This window comes from Phytohabitans houttuyneae, assembly GCF_011764425.1.
Lineage (GTDB): Bacteria > Actinomycetota > Actinomycetes > Mycobacteriales > Micromonosporaceae > Phytohabitans > Phytohabitans houttuyneae.
The window spans coordinates 450,626-468,107 of record NZ_BLPF01000002.1; the positions used below are offsets into that span (position 1 = coordinate 450,626).

At 69.4% G+C, this 17,482-nt stretch carries 10 protein-coding genes and 1 pseudogene; 4 read left to right on the top strand and 7 right to left on the bottom strand.

Annotated elements, in window-relative coordinates; genetic code table 11:
* Positions 1-28: 28 nt before the first annotated feature.
* On the top strand, positions 29-2,308 hold the full coding sequence (locus Phou_RS25570; RefSeq protein WP_173059832.1) for a tetratricopeptide repeat protein: 2,280 nt from the start codon (positions 29-31) through the stop codon (positions 2,306-2,308).
* Here the strand turns inward: Phou_RS25570 and Phou_RS25575 are convergent.
* From Phou_RS25575 to Phou_RS25600, 6 genes and pseudogenes are all read right to left on the bottom strand, one after another.
* Positions 2,301-5,567 (bottom strand): S8 family peptidase, encoded by a 3,267-nt coding sequence (locus Phou_RS25575; RefSeq protein ID WP_173059836.1) that lies wholly within the window; start codon positions 5,565-5,567, stop codon positions 2,301-2,303. The genes Phou_RS25570 and Phou_RS25575 overlap by 8 nt on opposite strands.
* 347 nt (positions 5,568-5,914) lie before the next feature.
* On the bottom strand, positions 5,915-6,799 hold the full coding sequence (locus Phou_RS25580) for a carbohydrate ABC transporter permease (protein ID WP_173059839.1): 885 nt from the start codon (positions 6,797-6,799) through the stop codon (positions 5,915-5,917).
* Between the two features lie 100 nt (positions 6,800-6,899).
* A pseudogene (locus Phou_RS55045) lies at positions 6,900-7,739 on the bottom strand (carbohydrate ABC transporter permease); the annotation flags it as partial.
* A 76-nt stretch (positions 7,740-7,815) separates the two neighbouring features.
* Positions 7,816-9,165 carry an ABC transporter substrate-binding protein gene (locus Phou_RS25590; protein WP_173059842.1) on the bottom strand — a complete coding sequence of 450 codons (1,350 nt, stop codon included), beginning with the start codon at positions 9,163-9,165 and terminating at the stop codon, positions 7,816-7,818.
* Between the two features lie 55 nt (positions 9,166-9,220).
* Positions 9,221-11,437, bottom strand: a complete 2,217-nt coding sequence (locus tag Phou_RS25595; protein ID WP_173059844.1) for an alpha/beta hydrolase — start codon at positions 11,435-11,437, stop codon at positions 9,221-9,223.
* Positions 11,438-11,537: 100 nt separating this feature from the next.
* The gene (locus Phou_RS25600; protein WP_246273859.1) at positions 11,538-12,557 is read right to left on the bottom strand and encodes a LacI family DNA-binding transcriptional regulator; all 1,020 of its coding nucleotides are present in this window, start codon (positions 12,555-12,557) and stop codon (positions 11,538-11,540) included.
* 223 nt (positions 12,558-12,780) lie between these two features.
* On the opposite strand from Phou_RS25600, the gene Phou_RS25605 reads away from it, so the two are divergent.
* The 3 genes from Phou_RS25605 to Phou_RS25615 all read left to right on the top strand — a co-directional run bounded on the left by Phou_RS25605 (position 12,781) and on the right by Phou_RS25615 (position 16,267).
* The gene (locus Phou_RS25605; protein WP_173059850.1) at positions 12,781-13,737 is read left to right on the top strand and encodes a PaaX family transcriptional regulator; all 957 of its coding nucleotides are present in this window, start codon (positions 12,781-12,783) and stop codon (positions 13,735-13,737) included.
* 160 nt (positions 13,738-13,897) lie between these two features.
* A complete protein-coding gene (locus Phou_RS25610) occupies positions 13,898-15,154 on the top strand; it encodes a cellulose-binding domain-containing protein (RefSeq protein WP_173059853.1) in 1,257 nt (418 codons plus the stop codon).
* A gap of 87 nt (positions 15,155-15,241) precedes the next feature.
* On the top strand, positions 15,242-16,267 hold the full coding sequence (locus Phou_RS25615) for an SMP-30/gluconolactonase/LRE family protein (protein WP_246273860.1): 1,026 nt from the start codon (positions 15,242-15,244) through the stop codon (positions 16,265-16,267).
* A 26-nt stretch (positions 16,268-16,293) separates the two neighbouring features.
* Here the strand turns inward: Phou_RS25615 and Phou_RS25620 are convergent, their stop codons facing one another.
* Complete coding sequence (locus Phou_RS25620; RefSeq protein ID WP_308784494.1) at positions 16,294-17,442, bottom strand: CE1 family esterase; 1,149 nt, start codon at positions 17,440-17,442, stop codon at positions 16,294-16,296.
* Between the last annotated feature and the right edge of the window lie 40 nt (positions 17,443-17,482).

The window sequence follows — 17,482 nt, forward strand, 5'->3', positions numbered from 1 at the left end:
ATCGGAACGGCAAGAGATTGAGTAGCGGATGAGCGGACCGAACCGCTTCGGGCTGCTGCTGCGGCGGCAGCGCGTGGAGGCTGGCTTCACGATCGAGGAGCTGGCCGCGGCGGCGCGGGTCAGCGTCCGGGCCATCAGCGACGTGGAGCGCGGGCGCAGCCTCGCGCCGCATCAGCGCACCGTCGACGCTCTGGTCCGGGCGCTGGCGCTGCCTGACGCGGCGGCGGCCGAGCTGCGCCAAGCCGCCCGTAGCGGCCGGCGGGCACCGCGCCAGGCCGCGGCGTTCGCACCGCCACGGGCGGTCGTCGACTTCACCGGCCGCGACGGCCAGCTGCGCCGCCTGGGCCAGCTCGTCGAGCACCAGCCGGGCGCGGTCGCTGTCGTCTCGGGCGCCCCCGGCCTGGGCAAGACGGCACTCATGCTCCAGGTCGCCAGCCGGTACGCCGAGTCGTTCCCGGATGGTGTGCTCTTCCTCGACCTGCGGGGCCTGGACGCCGAGCCGCCGCGCCCGGCCGATCTGTTGCTGCGCGTGCTGACCGCCCTCGGCCTGAAGGAAAGTCAGGTGCAGAGCGACGAGGACGCGCGAAGCGCCCAGTACCGCGCCATGCTCAGCGGGCGGCGCCTCCTGCTGCTTCTCGACAACGCCGCGAACGAGGCACAGGTCCGCCCGCTGCTGCCCGGGGCCGGGGCGACCCTGACGATCGTTACCAGCCGCCGCGGTCTCGCCGGCCTGGAGGCGGTCGAGCGGCTGGCGCTGCCCACCATGACGCGCAGTGAGGCGGTCGCGCTCCTGCAACGGATCATCGGCCGGCCGCGGACCGGGGACGAGCCCGACGCGGCCCTGTTCCGCCTCGCCGACATCTGCGGCAACCTGCCGCTGGCGCTGCGGATCGCGGGCAACAGGCTGCTGAGCCGCCCCGACTGGAGCATCGAGTACCTGCTGCGCCAGCTCGCCGACCAGGACGAGCGGATGGGACGGCTCGTCGCCGGGGATCTGCAGGTGGCGGCCCCGTTCATGCTCTCCTACCGCCAGCTGTCCCCGGACGCCGCGCGGACCATCCGCCGGCTGTCCCTGGTGCCCGGACCGGACTGCGACCCGCAGCTGGCCGCTCAGCTGACCGGGCTGAGCGTCCGCGAGACAGCGGCGGCGCTGGAGGAGCTGACCGAGCTCGGGCTGCTCCAGCCGGGAGCCGGCGACCGCTACCGGCTCCACGACCTGATCAGGCTCTTTGCCAAGGCGCGCCTGGAGGAGGAGGCGCCGCTGGAACGGCGGCGGGCCGAGGACGCCATGGTCAGCTGGTTGCTCGACACCGCCATCGCGGCCGGGCGATGGTTCGATCCCACCTACGCCGGCCGCGTTCCCGCCGCGGCGACGCCCGGCGCCCCGGCCTCCGCGGAAGAGGCCGGCCGTTGGCTGGAACAGGAGAGCCTGAACTGGCTCGGCGCGCTGCGCCTGGCGTACGGCGCGGGCCGGCACGCCGACGTGATGGCGGTCGCCCACGCCATGCACTGGTTTTCCGAGCGGTGGAGGCACTGGGGATCCTGGCTCGAGGTCTTCCAGATGTCGGCGAACTCCGCCGAGGCACTGGGCGACTGGCGCGGCCGGGCGATCCACCTCAACTACCTGGCCTGGGCGCACACGACCTTCGCGTTGCGGCACGAGGCCGCCGTCGCCCCGGCGCGTGAGGCGATGCGGCTGGCCCGCGAGGTGGGCGACCTCCGGGAGCAGGGCTGGTCCTGGCTGTGCATCGGATCCGCCGCCCGGCGACTCGGCGACGCGGCGCGGGCGCAGGAGGCCGCCCGGCACACGCTGCCGCTGTTCGAAGCGGCGGTGGAGTGGGACGGGTACTCGCAAGGGCTCTCGCTGCTGGCCGCCAGCCTCGCCCAGGCCGGGCGGCACCGCGACGCCATTGACCAGTACCGGCGGCTGGATGCGCTGCTGGCCGATCCCGGTCGTGCGCCGTCCCCGCTGGTCAGCGACATCACCGCCGCCCACCTGCGGCTGAACATCGGCCTGAGCCTCCTCGCGCTCGGCCGCTGGAAACCCGCGGCGGACAGCCTCCAGACCGCGTTGCCCATGGTCCAGCGCTCCGGTGTACGCCAGAGCGAGGCACGCTGCCAGTACGGGCTCGGTAACGCGTTGACCCGGCTGGGGCGGGTGGACGAGGCACGCGCCCACCTGCGGCGCGCCGTGCGGCTCGCCCGGCAGGTCGGCCCCGCGGAGGTGGTCGACCAGTCGCTGGCCCGGCTCGCCGAGATCGGCCTGAGAGGGGCGCCCTACCCCTCTCAGGAACAAGCCGTCACGTGAGCTGGTACGCCCGCAGCACCGTGGTGGTGACCGAGTTGCCCTTCGCGTCCACGGCGGTCGCCCGCAGCGAGACGAAGCCCGACCTGCCTCGGGGGTGCGAGACAGCCGCCGTGTACGTCCCCAGCAGGTTGACCGCCGGCACCGCCGACCACGTCGCACCGCCGTCGAACGAGACGGACACCGACACCGACCTCACCTTGGCCGCGGTCGCCTGCTGGGCGAAGGTCAGCGGCACGGCGACGGTGCTCCCGGCCCGTGCGCTGTTTTCCAGCCCCAGCGAGGGCCGGAAGCCCACCGAGGTGAGCGGCAGCTCGTTCTGCTGCTCGGCCGAGCTGGTGAACGTCCACACCGACTCCACGCGCGACGACAGCCGGAACGGTGCGGGCAGGTCCGCCGAGTAGCTCATCCGGTAGGTCGCCGGCTCGGCGCTCACGTCCCAGTTGCCGAAGTTGCCGAACGTGCCGGTGAACTCACCCAGCAGGACGTCGCCGCGGTGCAGGCTGAGGTGGTGGTTGGTCACCGGGTAGGGGAAGCCCACATGACCCTCCCCGTCCGCCCACGCGCCGAAGTTCGCCCAGAAGGTGTCGCCCTGGCGGACCACCGCCGGCGAGCCTTCGTACAACGGTGTCAGCGTGGTGTTGAGCACCGCGCCGTTCCACCGCTCGCCGTACCGGCGGCCCGACCGGTAGCTCGGCTCCTTCGCCTGCATGAGGTCGTGCACGAGGGAGTCATCCACTGTGGACTGGAAGCGCAGCGTGGACCGCCACCGCAGGTCGCCGGTGTAGTACTCGGTGCGCCGAGCTGGTGCCACCACCGGCGGCAGGTCGCTGGTGAGCGGGAACGCGCCGCCCAGCGACGGCTCGTAGATGGCGTTGGTACGCCAGGCCCGCACATCTGTCGCGTTCCGCGCGTACCCGACGTCCACTGTGGCGAGTTCCCGGCGTTTCACGTGCTTGACGAGCCCGGTGATGAACGACCCTTCGGTCCGCCAGCCCACCTGGTAGACGGAAGGAGCGCGACCCTTCTCGGGCCTGGCCTGGAACACCGCGTGGACCTGGGTGATGACGCCCGGCAGGCCCTTCGGGCCGATATCCGCGGTGCGCAGGGCGCGAAGGTCGCCGGAGATGCCGCTGTGCGTGTAGAGCCCGTCGGCCGTGCGGTTGACCACCGCGGCGGCGTTGTACGCGCTCGCCCGCGGATCCGGGACCGTGATGTCCAGCGGCCGCGCCTTGCGCGCGTCGAGGACCACCTCCATGTCGCCGGTGATGACGACCTTGTTGCTGGTCACCATGGTGGTCGTACCGTCCTCGTCCACGATGTACGCCGTGATGTGCCAGGTGCTGTTCAGCGGTGCCCGGCGCGATCTGCTCGCGGTGTAGTAGACGGCGTCTTCGGCGCTGGACGGATCGGGCTTGATGAGCGTCATCATCACGTTGGCCGGCGGGCTGCCGTTGCGGTCGATCGCGGTGACCCGCAGCGTCGCCGCCGGCGGCTCGAGGTACACGCTGAACGGGGTGCGCAGCGACACCGCACCACCCGTCGCCACGATCCGTCCACTGTAGAACCCATAGGCATCGGACGCGGTCTCGTCGACGACGACGTCCACGCTCGCGTCGCCGCCGGCCGGTACGGTGACCGTCGTCGCGCTCAGCGCCAGCAGGCCGTCCGGCGCGTTGCCGTCCAATGCCAGGTCGAGCGTGAGCGGCGCGTCGCCGCGGTTGTGGTACGTCATCGTCCGCGCCGTCGGCGCCTCGGTGTGCGGCCACGCCAGCGCCCCGACGCTCAGCGAAGCCGGTGTGACCGTGACCTGCTGGCCGAGCGCCCGGGCCACGTTGACGATGCCGGCGCCCTGGGCGAAGACGTCGAGGTCGGGGGCGGTCACGGCGCTGGCCATCAGCGTCTCCTTGAGCTGCCCACCCTTCCAGTCCGGGTGGGCGTGCGCCAGCAGGGCGGCGGCGCCCGCGACGTGCGGACTGGCCATCGAGGTACCGGTGAGCGGCACGTACGGACCCTCGGGCATGTGCGCGAGCGCGCTGGGGGAGCGGGCAGCGTAGATGTCCGTGCCGGGCCCTCCGATGTCGGGCTTGACCGCGTAGTCGCCGATCCGCGGACCCTGCAGGGAACTCCAATGCAGAGCGCCGGTCTTGTCGAAGTTCGCCACCGACAGCGCGGCGTCCGCGGTGGACGGCGAACCGACCGGGATCGGCTTGAGCGGTACGTTGCCGGCGGAGCAGACGAACAGCGTGCCGTACTCGGCCGACAGGTCGTTGATGGCCTGCTCCAGCGGATCCACGCCGATCTCGTCCGGCCCGCCCAGGCTCAGGTTGACCACCTTGGCACCGGACTCGGCCGCCCACTGCATCGCGGCCAGGATGGCGGAGTCCGAGCAGTTGCCGCGACCCTGGACGTTCCAGCACACCTTGCCGTCCAGCAGGTCCACGCCGGGCGCCACACCCTTGTACCTCCCACCCGAGGCGGCGCCGCTGCCGGCGATGGTCGACGCGACGTGGGTGCCGTGCCCGTTGAGGTCCAGGCCGGTCTCCATCTCGGTGACGAAGTTGCGCCGGGCCACCACCGAGCCGGCGAGGTCCGGGTGGGTGTCGTCGACGCCGGTGTCGAGCACCGCCACGGTGACGCCGGTGCCGTCGTAGCCCGCCGCCCACGCGGCCGGTGTGCCGATCATCGGCACGCTGACGTCCAGCGTGGACTCGCGTACGCCGTCGAGCCAGATTTTGCCTCCGGTCAGGGACGCCTTGGTGGTCTGCCACGTCGTGGCCAGGTCGGTGACCGGGACCTTGGTGGCGAAGCCGTCCACAGCCGCCAACCGCTGCTCGGTGGCCAGTCCTCGCACGGCCGCGGCGTCCGACACCACAAGGGGCAGGTACGAGAGCTTGTCGAACTCGAAGTCCAGCAGCGCGCTCACGTTGAACAGCCGGTCGTCCAGCCGGTCCGCCTTCAGCAGGGCAATGGCGTCGGACGGGACGATGTAGTCCGCCTCGTCGCGCCGGAAGCGCAGAAACTGAACGCCGGCCCGGGGGCTGACGGTGAGCTGTCCGGCGGTGACCGAGACCCGGTCGCCGGTGAGCAGGGTGACCACCCGGGTCTGCCCCGGTTCGGTGGAGACCGGCGTCGCGGCTGGGGCCGCGGCGGTGCTGACCGGTGCGGTGGGTCGGGCGCCAGCGGGCTCACCGGCGATGAGCTGCGTCGCCAGCACGGCGCCGAGCGTGCCGAACGCCAGAAGACGGCGGTGTCGCAACATGGCTCTCCAACTCGGCGTGTGATCAAAGATTTGGTGCCCTGAGTGTGCGCATCCGCTGTTTTCACAGCGATAGCGGCACCGTTTCGGCCTCCCCGGCGGTCGACCGAGCAGCGGGAGTAAGCGCAGGTCAGAGCCGAGACCGCGGCATGCCGTGTGAGATTCGTCGCCCCGCGGTGGGCAGTTTCCCGCCGGCATTTCTGCCTGTGGTTCTGCCGGTGGGCCGGGTGTGGGCCGGCGTGGAGCTGGCTAGGCCCCACGCCGGCCCGGCCGGGCCACCACGGCGCGCACATCGGCGTCGTGCCGCTGCCGTATCTGGTGGCCCGGAATTCCAACCTGTTCTCGCCCTCCTACCTCAACCCGCCGACGGACAGCCCACCGCGCCAGTGGCGTTGCAGGGTGAAGAAGGCGACGATGAGCGGGATCACCGATACGAGCGCGCCCAGGATGATGAGGCTCCACAGCGAGGTACTGCCGGCGTTGTTCGCCGAGGCGATGCCCTGCCACATGCCCAGTCCCACCGTCACCGGAAACAGGCGGTTGTCCGACAGCATCGCGAGCGGAAGGAAGTAGTTGTTCCAGGACGCCACGACGGACAGCAGCAGCACCGTGACGATCGCGGGTCGCATCAGCGGAAGGGCGATCCGCAGGAACGTGCGCGCTTCGCCCGCGCCGTCGACCCGGGCCGCGTCCAGCAGCTCGGTGGGCACGGCGTCGCGCGCGTACACGTGGATCAGGTAGACGCCGAACGGGTTGAGCAGTGACGGGAGTATCACCGCCCAGATCGTGTTCGTCAGGCCGAGCTTCGAAAACATGATGAACGTGGGGATCACCAGGGCGGTCGCCGGGACCATCACCGCGCCCAGCATGACGGCGAAGCTGAACCGCCTGCCGCCGAACCGGAACTTGGCGAACCCGTAACCGGCCATCACGGCGAGGACGGTGGCACCGACGCCGCCGGCGACGGCGTACAACGTGGAGTTCAGGATCCACCGGGTGTAGATCCCTCCGTTGTAGGTGAACAGCTCCCTCAGGTTTCCGATGTAGTCGATCTCGCCGGAGAACCAGAGTGTGTTGCCACCGCCGAAGAGCCCGGGAGCGTCTTTCGAGCTGTTGACCACGACCCACCAGAACGGCATCACGAAGTAGACGAGCAGGAAGCCGAGGAGGATCTGCAGGGGCAGGTGCCGCCGCGGGGCGCGGTTGCGTGCGGTGCTGCCAGCGGGGGCGGTCATGACAGGAAGCTCCCCTCTTGCGGGTCAGGAACATGAAGACGTACACGCAGATGAAGACCACCCCGCCGAGCGCGAACGAGATCGTCGACCCGTAGTTGAAGTTCGCGAGCGCGAACGCCTGCTGGTACGCGTACATGTTCGGGGTGAAGTCCGGTCCGATCGTCCCCGCGGCCAGGTAGCGCAGGATCTGCGGCTCGTTGAAGAACTGCAGGGTGCCGATCAGCGCGAAGACAAGGATCAGGATCAGCGCCGGCGCGATCAGCGGGACCTTGATCCGCAGCGTGACCTGCCATCCGCTTGCGCCGTCGATGCGCGCGGCCTCGTACAGGGTGGGATCGATGCCCTGCAGTGCCGCGTACAGGATGATCATGTAGTAGCCGGCCCATTGCCACGTGACGATGTTCAGCAGGCCGTAGAAGATCAGGTGGCTACTCAGGAAGTCGGGCGCGCTGGCGCCGAACAGCCCGAAGATGTCGGTGAGCGGCCCGAAGTTCTTGCTGTACAGGAATCCCCACATGACCGCGCCGATGATCGTGGGAATCGCGTAGGGCAGGAAGATCATGAGCCGCGAGAAGCGGGCGAACGCCGACGTGACGGCGTCGAGGATGAGCGCCATCGCGAGCGCGACGAGAATCTGGACCGGGATGGCGACGAGGGAGAAGCGGATGACGAACCACGATCCCTCGAGGAAGCTCGGGTCGGTGAACGCCTTGGCGTAGTTGTCCAGGAAGACGAAGCTCGTGCCGCCGATGAGCTTTTTCTGAAACAGGCTGAGGTACAGCGCGTACCCGAGGGGCGCGATGAGCAGTGCCACGAACACGATGCCGAACGGCCCGACGAAGAGCCAGCCGGCCACGTGCTCCCGCAGGGGTACCTTGCCGCGGATCTGTCGGGTCTTGTCTCGGACGCGCCTTTGATCCTTCGAGATCGAGATGGTCATCTGAGCTCCGGGGGAGTGGTGAATGCCAACGCGGGAGCGGTGGGCCGGCCCGTCGTGGGTTGGCCCACCGCTGTTGTCACTGGACCGTGAACCCCTGTTCCTTGGCGTACTTCGTCACGTCCTCCTGGACCCGGTCAGCGGCTTGCGAGCCGGTGACGGAACCCTTGATGAGCTCGCCCAGCTGTTTGGTCATGGCGTCGAAGTAGTACTGGCCGAACGGGCTGTAGGTGACCCCCTTGTAGGCGTTCGCGGCGGGGACGTACACCTCCTTGTTGGCCTGCTGGCCGTTGAAGAAAGCCACCTTCAGGTCGATGAACTTCGGGTCCTTGAGCGCCTTCTCGTTCAGCGGGAAGATGATCTGGTTCGTCCAGCCGTCGGTCAGCGACTTCTCGTCGGCGTAGACGCCGTACGCCGCCTTGGCCGCCAGTTCGGGCTTCTTCGACTGGCGGGTCACCGAGAAGGCCGATCCGCCCCAGTTCACCTGGACCGGGTTGGCGGCATCCCACTGCGGCAGCGGCGCGACGGCGAACTTGCCGGTGTCCTGGCCCTGGCCGACGCCCGCGCCGGTGAGGTAGCCGGGCGCCCACGCCGCCGAGACGTACGTCGCGTAGTTGCCGTTGATGACACCCGAGATGTACTCCGGTGTGAACTGGTCCTGCGTCCCGATCAGGCCCTTCTTCACCAGCCGCCCCCAGTAGTCGAGGACGTCCTTGGAGGCTTGGTCGTTCAGCTTGACGCCGATCGTCTGCGGCTGGGCGGGATCGTAGGTGTACGGCGTCGCGCCCTTCTGGATCTGAAGGGCCATCATGAGCGCCGGCACGTTGGCGCCCAGGTCGCCGAAGAGCGGGCCGCCCGCGTCCTTAACCTTCTGTGCCGCCTGCTCGTACTCGTCCCACGTCCGCGGCGGTGTGACGCCGTACTTGGCGAATACGTCCTTCCGGTAGATCAGCGCCAGCGGGCCGCCGTCGATCGGCACGCCGTAGACCGCGTTGCCCACGGAGACGTCCTTCCAGGGGCCCGGCCCGAAGTCGTCTTTGACGTCGGCATAGCCGAAGTCGCTGATGTCCACGAGCGCGTCCTGGATCTGGAAGGTCGGGATCCGGTCCATCTCGATCATGACGACGTCGGGCGCACCGGTCCCGGCCGAGATCGCGGTCTGGAACTTGTCGTACGCGTCGCCGCCCTGGCCCACGTTCGTCCAGCAGACCTGCACCTCGTTGTTCTGCTGGTTGAAGTTGTCGATGACCCGGTCCATGTTCGGGTACCAGGCCCACATCGTCACGACCGGCAGGTCCTTCTTGGGAATGGCATTCGTGCAGTTGCTGGCGTTGGCGCCGCCACCGTCGTCCCCGCCGGAGGAACACGCGACGAGCGCGGAGGAAAGAGCCAGCGCGGAGACCGCGGCACGCAGTGGTTTGCTGTTCATCGGCGAAATTTCCTTTCGCACCGGCGGCGCGTGGTTCGAGCGTCGCCTTTCCTTGCTACCTCTGGTCGTGTTTGAACAGACGGGGCGCGAAGTCGATGAGATTCTTCTGCCACACGTCCCAGCCGTGCGGGCCCGTGGTGACCCCGGCGAACTCGTACTCGATACCGAGGGCGTCGAAGGTCGCCAACGTGGCGAGGACCGCGGGGTAGACGAAGTCCGTCACGTCCCCGGTGTACACACGCAACAGCTCGGTGCCTTCGTTGACCGCCGCCACGTCGACTCCCGAGGCGCCGCCGAAGCCGGCGGAGAAGGTGCCGATGTAGGCGAACTGACCCGGATGAGTCCTGAGCACCTGATAGGTCTGGCCGCCGCCCATCGAGAGACCGGCGAGGGCTCGCTGTGCCGGGTCGGTGGACACGTTGTAGGCGGCACGTACCGCCGGATCGAGGTTTTCGAGCAGCTCGGCCGTGAAGTTGGGTACGTTGCCGTTACCCATCACGACCACCATGGGCTCGATGTCCCCACGGAGATACTGGTTGTCGAGGATCTGCTTGGCGCGGCCCATCTCCACCCAGTCGGTGTAGTTCTGGCCGCCGCCGTGCTGCAGGTAGAAGACGGGATAAGGCGTCGCGCGATCGGGCTGGTAGCCGGGCGGCGTCCACACGTACGCCGTTCGTTGCTGTCCGACCACCGCGCTGTCGTAGGTGAGTTTCCCGAGTGTGCCGCCACGACCTTCGGGCACGTTGGTGAGTAGTCTGGCCGCCTTGCCGGGCACCAGGAACGTGCTCCACGTCGGTTCCGTGGTGACCGAGGTCGGATTAGACGTGTCCTTCACCGAGACGCGGTCCACGATGAACTTTTGGTAGTAGAACCAGGGGTCGAGGGGCCCGAGGGTCACCCGCCACCGGTCGCCGTGACGGGTGGTCGGGATGCGCAGCCAGCTTCCGCCCGGCGCCCAGTTGCCCCACACGGTGACGTGCTGAGCGGTCGAGTAGGCGGTGCTGGTTTCGAAGGTGACGAAGGTGTCCCCGTTGGCCTGCCTGGTGAGCCACGGCGTCGGCGTGGTGCCGGTGGGCGGCAGCCTGAACTCTCTGTCCAGACTCGAGTGACCGCGGCTAGGGCCGTGGTCGCGGACCGGCCTGAACAGCCGGGGCACGAAGTCGATGAGGTCTTCCTGCCATGCTTTCCAGGTGTGGCCGACGTCGGGATTGACGCCGTCGAACTCGTACCTGACTCCCGCCCTGTCCAGGGTCCGCATCAGCCGGTACGTGGGGTTGTACGCGGGGTCGGTCACGTTTCCGGTGTAGAGGCGCAGGAGCTTGGTCGCTCTGTTGACCGCCCTGGGGTCCACGCGCCCGGGGGTGTCCGACACCAGGCCGGCGAAGGAGCCGACGTAAGCGAAGTCTCCCGGGTGAGCCAGCACCAGGCGCAGCACCTGGGATCCTCCCGAGGACGTTCCGGCGAGCGCCTGGCGCGCGGGATCGGGGGAGATGTGGTAGCCGAGGCGGGCCGCTCGCATGAGGGCCGCCAGCTCGGCGCGGTGGTCCGCCCCGCCACCGTCGCCCATCACCACCACCATTGGCTCCATGGCGCCACGGAGGAAGAGGTTGTCGAGGATCTGCTTGGCCCGCCCGAGCTCGACCCAGTCGGCGTGGCCACCGCCTTCGCCGGCCTGCAGGTACAGCACCGGATAGGGCCTGCCGCGACCGGCGGCGTACCCCGGCGGCGTCCACACCGTCGCGGACCGTTCGGCCGCCCCGCCGCTGTGGTACCGAAGGACGTCGACCGTGCCGCCCCGCCCCGCCGGCACATCGGCGAGCAGCCGTGCTGAGTCACCGGAAACGAAGAAGGTGCTCCAGGTCGGCTGCGAGGTGACTCGCGTCGGATTCGTCGGGTCCTTGATGGTCTTCGTGTCGTCCGCGGTGAGTTCGTAGGTGTACGACCCCGGCCCGAGCGGGCCGATCGTAGCGCTCCAGGCGCTGCCCCGGCGCGTCAGTCCGAGCTCCGCCCAACTGGAGGAGGGGCCGAAGTTTCCCTCGACGACGAGCTGCGAGACCTCGCCGAGGTTGCTTTGGACGTAGTCCGTCGGCACGGCGAACGACGCGTAACCGTCCTCGGACACGGTGAGCCAAGGTGTCTGCGCCAGCGCCGGTGTCGCCACGACCATGGATGCCGCGAGTACCGTGCCCGCGACCGCCACCGCGGCGGTGACAAGGACCGGCACGCGCGTCCGCTGCCGGCGGTTTCGCCAGTGTTGAGGGGTGGACACCATCGACTTTCGCTCCTTCCTGGCGCCGACAACCGACCCGCACGACGGCGGGCGGGTGATCGGTGGAGGTGGCCGCGGGGTCACTCAAGGCCCCTTGCGGCTGTCACAGGTGTGTGGTTCCGGGGGGTGCGGTGGAACCGCGGACGACGAGCTTGACCGGGAGGAGCACCTGGTGCGCTCCTTCCGGTGCGCCGGTGACCAACGCGGTGAGCAGACGTGCCGCCTCGTAGCCGAGCTGGTACATGGATTGGTCGACGGTGGTCAACGCCGGCTGCGCCAGCGCCGACTCCGGTACGTTGTCGAAGCCGACGATCGAGAGATCGTCAGGGACGCTGAGCCCGAGCTCCCGGGCGACGTCGAGGACTTTCAGGGCCATGCCGTCGCTCGCCGCGAAGATCGCGGTCGGGCGGTCCGGCGAGTCGAGTAGTGCGCGCGCCAGCGGCACCGCCGTATCGGGCTGGAAGTCGCCCCGACGCACCAGACCAGGGTCGACAGCGATACCCGCCCGGGCGAGCGCCCGGTGGTACCCCTCCTCCCGCGACGACGCGGCCTGCAGGCTGGATCGGCCCGCGATGAACCCGATGCGCCGGTGGCCGAGACCGATCAGGTGCCCGACCGCGGCCGTGGCGCCGGTGAGGTTGTCCGCGGTGACCGAGGGGATCGTCGAGTCCTTCACCGGGTCGATGGCCACCACAGGTGTGCTGCTGTGCACTGTGCTCCACGGCGTGACAAGGATGCACCCGTCCGTGAGGGTGCCCGACAGCCGGTTCAGGTGCCGCTGCTCCCAGCCGTCCGCGTCCGTGCCGTAGACATCGCTGTTGACGTAGATGATCAGGTCGTAGCCGGATCCCTTCAGCGCCTTCATCACGCCTTTGAGGACCTCGGCCGTGTACGACTCGAAGCTGTGCGCCACGAGGCCCAGAACGTTGGTGCGGCTGCGACGAAGGCTCGTGGCGACAAGACTCGACTCGTAGCCCAGCTCCTCGATGGTCGCGCGGACATGCGCGACCGTGCTGGCGCTGACGCCGTAGTGACCGTTCACGACCCGCGAGACAGTGGCGGTGGAGACGCCCGCGACCCGCGCGACGTCACTCATCGTGACGGCGACCTTGATCCTGTCCACCGTCGCCCCCTTTGTGGGGATGCAAACGTTACCGATTACGTTTCCGATGTGTGTCCTGAACGTAACCGTTCGCGTTAACATTGTCAATGAATCGCAGCGTAACGGCATTATGTGACGCTCCGTGTCGGCATCGCGCGCTCCTTGATCGTCTCTGGGCCTTCCGGACCCGCCTCGGCCGACGGCCGAACGCTCGCGGACGCGCCGCTTGGTGCAAGCTGGCCAGATGCGTGGTCGTGTGGCGACGGACAACATCGATGTCCCGCGGGTGCAGGCCGGGCCGAACCCGCAGCACCTGCTGGCCACGATCCTCGGGGAGTACCTCGAGTCCGCCGACGCCGACCTGCCGTCGGCGGCGGTGGTCGCCGCGCTGCGGGAGTTCGGCATCACCGAGGCCAGTGCGCGGGCAGCGCTGTCGCGGCTGACCAAGCGCGGGCTCGTCGCGGCTCGGCGTCCCGGCCGGCCGGCGGTGTACCACCTCACGCCCGCGGCCATCGCCCGGCACCGATCGCGGATGAACCACTTCCTGACCTTCGGTGCCCGCCCGCCCCGATGGACCGGTGACTGGACGGTCGTGACCTTCTCCCTTCCGGAGTCCCGGCAGGGGCAGCACGTCGGGCAGGCGCAGCGACACGACATCCGCAAGACACTCAGCTCCTTGGGCTTCGTGCGGCTCTACGACAGCGTATGGATCAAGCCAGGACGCGACCTGTCGGTCGCGAGCCAAGCTGTGCGCGAGGTCCTTGGCGGCACCGGCCAAGGGCGGTGGTCGGTCATGTGCGCCCAGTTCGAGGACGAGGCCGGTCCGCACGGGCCGACCGCCGCGTACGATCTCGCGGGACTGGCCGCGGCGTACTCGGCCTTCATCGACCGGTACTCGCCGCTGCTGGCCTCCGTCCGCAACCGGGACATCGGCGCGGCCGAGGCGCTCGTCGCGCGTACGTCCATCATGGACTCCTGGCGAACCTTCGCTGACACCGATCCGGACCTCCCTGAGCACCTGCTGCCCACACCGTGGCCGCGCCGGGCCGCGAGGGACGTCTTCCTCGAGATTCACTCCGCGCTCGGCCCGCTCGCCGAGGCCCGGCTGATCGAGGTCGTCCGGCCGTACTGGCCGGAGGCAGCGTCATGGATCACTCACTTTCAGGCGGCGGAAGAACCGGTTCGCGCCGACGGGGATTGACGGTCATCACTTGACTGTTTGTGTCACTGGCGCAAGGATAACTGTCATACCCATCTATGGGTAGGCAGCACGCACCCCACCGCAGGTGCCACGACGCTCGTCCGCGTCGCCCAGTCCAGATGCGCAGGCCGGCACCTCCACCAATCAAACGGAGTACCAGATGCAACGTTCCCACCATCGGTACCGGGCGGTGATTGCCGGCGCGGCCGGCCTCGCCGTCGCGGCCGCGGCCGGCGTGCTGGCTACGACCGCACACGCGGCCGCCGGATGCCGTGTCAACTACACCGTCTCGAGTTCCTGGCCGGGCGGCTTCGGCGCCAACGTGACCATCACCAACCTTGGCGACCCGGTCTCCAGCTGGCGACTGAGCTGGTCGTTCGCCGCCGGGCAGAGCATCACCCAGCTGTGGAACGGCACGCACGCCCAGGCCGGTGCCCAGGTCACGGTCAGCAACGCCGCCTACAACGGATCCATCGCCACCAACGCCACCGCCTCCTTCGGCTTCAACGGCTCGTGGACAGGGTCGAACCCGGTGCCGACCGCCTTCACCCTCAACGGCACCGCGTGCACGGGCGCCGTCGGCGAGTCGCCGTCGCCGACCACGCCAACAAGCTCGCCGAGTCCCACCGTCAGCCCTAGCGTCAGTCCCACTGTCAGCCCGACCACCAGCCCTGGCGGCAGCGACGGTCCGTACCCCGCGGGCTACGAGACCTCCGGCGGGCTGCCCAACCACACCATCTACCGGCCCGACAGCCTTCCCTCGTACCGGATGCCGATCGTCGTGTGGGGCCAGGGCGGCTGCAGCGCCAACGGCACGAGCGTGCTGCCGTTCCTGCGGTACATCGCCTCGTACGGCTTCCTCGTGCTGGCCAACGGCAGCCCGAACGGCTCCGGCACCACGACCTCTGCCATGCTCACCCAGTCGATGGACTGGGCTGTCGCGGAGAACGCCCGCCAGGGCGGCAAGTACTACGGCAGGCTCGACACCAGCAAGATCGCCGCAGCCGGCTTCTCCTGCGGCGGCCTTGAGGCGTACGACGTCTCCACCGACCCGCGGGTCACCACGACCGGAATCTTCAGCAGTGGCTACCTGAACGCCTCCGACCGGGCCAAGCTGCGGCTGTTGACCAAGCCGATCGCGTACATCATCGGCGGACCCAGCGACATCGCGTACAGCAACGCCATGGCCGACTGGGCCCAACTGCCGGCGGGCCTGCCCGCGTTCATGGGCAACCTCAACGTCGGGCACGGCGGGACGTACACCCAGCCGGACGGTGGTGAGTTCGGTCGGGTGGCGGCGCTGTACTTCAGGTGGCGCCTCAAGGGTGACCAGACCGCCGGCAGGTACTTCGTCGGCGCGAACTGCGGCCTGTGCAACACCCAGTGGAGCGTGCAGCAGAAGAACCTGACGCTCTGAGAACAGCCCCGCTGCGCACCGCGAACACGGACGTGGAAGCGGCCGCGCAGCGGGGCAACCCCGAGTGGAAGCTGTTAGGTTGCATCTATGTCCATGAATGTCTTGAAGACGGGTGCCGTCATTGGCGCCACCTGCCTGCTGCTCGGCGCCGCGCCCGCGGGCGCCGGGACGATCCCCGCGACCACCCTCGAAACCCCGCCCGGGGCGCCGCCCGGAGTCTGCGACGCCGGCACCGGCTGGGGACCGCCGCTGCCCGGGACCACCCTCTCCGCGCAGCGCGTCCAAAGTGGATTCCAGTTCCTCGAAGGGCCGGTCTGGGTCGCCGACCCTGGATACCTGCTCGTGTCCGACCTCGGCCGGGCCAGCGGCGCCGAGCAGGTGCAGCCGTCGACGATCCACCGCCTGGTCCCACCGGCCGCGGCGGAGACGTTCGTCGCCGGCGCCGGCAGCAATGGCCTTGCGCTGAGCCCGGACGGGCAGCAGATCATCGCCGCGACCCACGACAACCGCACCGTCTCGGCGTTCAGCCTGTCCGACCGGGCCCGCACCGTGGTCGCCGGCAGCTACCAGGGGCGGGCCTTCAACTCGCCGAACGACGTCGCGGTCCGCGCGGACGGCGTCGTCTACTTCACCGACCCCTCCTTCCAGCGGGGCCGCCGGCCCGACCAGATGGGTGGACGGACCGGCGTCTTCCGGGTCGTGAACGGGCAGGTCGACCTCGTCGACGACACGGTCCGCCAGCCGAACGGCATCGCCCTGTCGCCCGACGGCAGCATCCTGTACGTCGGTGCGTTCGCGGAGAACCGCATCTACGCGTACCAGGTGCGGCCGGACGGCAGCACCGGGGAGCGGACAGTCTTCGCCACCATCGCCAGCCCGGACGGTGTGACCGTGGACTGCGCGGGCAACGTCTACTGGGTCTCGCACAGCGCGGGCCGGGTGCACGTGTTCTCGCCGGGCGGCGAGACGCTCGGCACGATCTCGTCGGGCCTGCAGGCCACCAACGCGGCCTTCGGCGGACCCGACCGCCGCACCCTGTACATCACCGCTGGCCAAAGTGGCAACTACGGGATCTACAGCATCGCGCTCGCCGTTCCCGGCTACCCGTACTGAGGCTCCGCTCCCGGTGCTGCCATCGGTCAGGCGACGGTGCATGCGGCTCCGTTGAGGGTGAACGACGTCGGCCTGGCGGTGTTGCCTGTGTGTGTTGCCTGGAAGCCGATCGTGATTGAGGCGTTGGGTGCGATGGCCGCGTTGTAGGAGACGTTCCGCGCGGTCACCTGGCCGGAGGCGGGCGAGTAGCTGGCGTTCCAGCCCGAGGTGATGCTCTGCCCGCTGGGCAGGGTGAAGACCAGCGACCAGCCGTTGACCGCGGCTCCGCCGGTGTTGGTGACGGTGAGGTTCTCCGTGAGGCCGTTGTTCCACGCGTTTACCGTCGCCGTCACCCGGCACGCCCCGGTGCCTGGCGTCGGCGTGGTGGGTCCGGGGGTGGGCGTCGTCGGCCCCGGCGTGGGCGTCGAGGGTCCGGGCGTGGGCGTCGAGGGTCCGGGCGTCGGGTTGCTTTGGAACTGCGTGAAGAACGACCACGTCTCCTGCGGCAGCCAGGCGCGGTTGCCCGAGTCGGTCGGCGTGGGGGTGTGGCCGCCGTCGAACGCGTACCAGATGAGCGGGTAGGCGGCGGAGCAGCCGGAGTAGACGACCTTGGTGTGCGTGCCGCTGCCCGCCGCCGGATCGGGCGGGTTCTGTGCGGTACAGCCGTTGTTCCTGGCGAACGTGTTGCGCATCGTCCGCGCGCCGGAGATGGACAGGACGTTGTCGCTGATCCCGTGCGCCTGCAGGTACGCGATGGGCTGGGTGCCACCGCTGCATCCGCTGATGATCCCGCCGGAGTAGATGGCGACCGCGCGGAAGACGGTGGACCTGGCGCAGGCCAGCGCGTAGCTCATGCCACCGCCGTAGCTGAAGCCGAGCGAGAACAGTTGGGTCGTGTCGACGCAGAGCGCGTTCTGGATCGTCTGGATCATGTTGTCGACGAAAACGACATCCTCGCCGCCGGAGTTGGCCCAACCGTTGTTGAGACCTTCGGGCGCGACGAAGATCGTGCTGTTGCCCGACAGCGGCAGCAGGCCGTAGTAGTTTCCGCTCGTCACGTTGCCGGCGTTGCCGCCCAACCAGTGAAACCCGAAGACCAGGCGGTACGCGCGGTTGTTGTCGTAGTTGTCCGGGAGCCTGAGCACGTAGCTGCGGCTCCTGCCGCCGCTCTGCAGCGTGTGGGTGCCGCTCGTCAACGTCGGGGCCCTGCCGCACCCGGCCGTCGTGGCGAGGACG

What these genes read in the sequence shown, in the direction of transcription:
- Phou_RS25590 (WP_173059842.1), bottom strand. Translation starts at nt 9,165, where the DNA reads ATGAACAGCAAACCACTGCGTGCCGCGGTCTCCGCGCTGGCTCTTTCC.
- Phou_RS25610 (WP_173059853.1), top strand. Translation starts at nt 13,898, where the DNA reads ATGCAACGTTCCCACCATCGGTACCGGGCGGTGATTGCCGGCGCGGCC.
- Phou_RS25580 (WP_173059839.1), bottom strand. Translation starts at nt 6,799, where the DNA reads ATGACCGCCCCCGCTGGCAGCACCGCACGCAACCGCGCCCCGCGGCGG.
- Phou_RS25595 (WP_173059844.1), bottom strand. Translation starts at nt 11,437, where the DNA reads ATGGTGTCCACCCCTCAACACTGGCGAAACCGCCGGCAGCGGACGCGC.
- Phou_RS25605 (WP_173059850.1), top strand. Translation starts at nt 12,781, where the DNA reads ATGCGTGGTCGTGTGGCGACGGACAACATCGATGTCCCGCGGGTGCAG.
- Phou_RS25575 (WP_173059836.1), bottom strand. Translation starts at nt 5,567, where the DNA reads ATGTTGCGACACCGCCGTCTTCTGGCGTTCGGCACGCTCGGCGCCGTG.
- Phou_RS25615 (WP_246273860.1), top strand. Translation starts at nt 15,242, where the DNA reads ATGTCCATGAATGTCTTGAAGACGGGTGCCGTCATTGGCGCCACCTGC.
- Phou_RS25570 (WP_173059832.1), top strand. Translation starts at nt 29, where the DNA reads ATGAGCGGACCGAACCGCTTCGGGCTGCTGCTGCGGCGGCAGCGCGTG.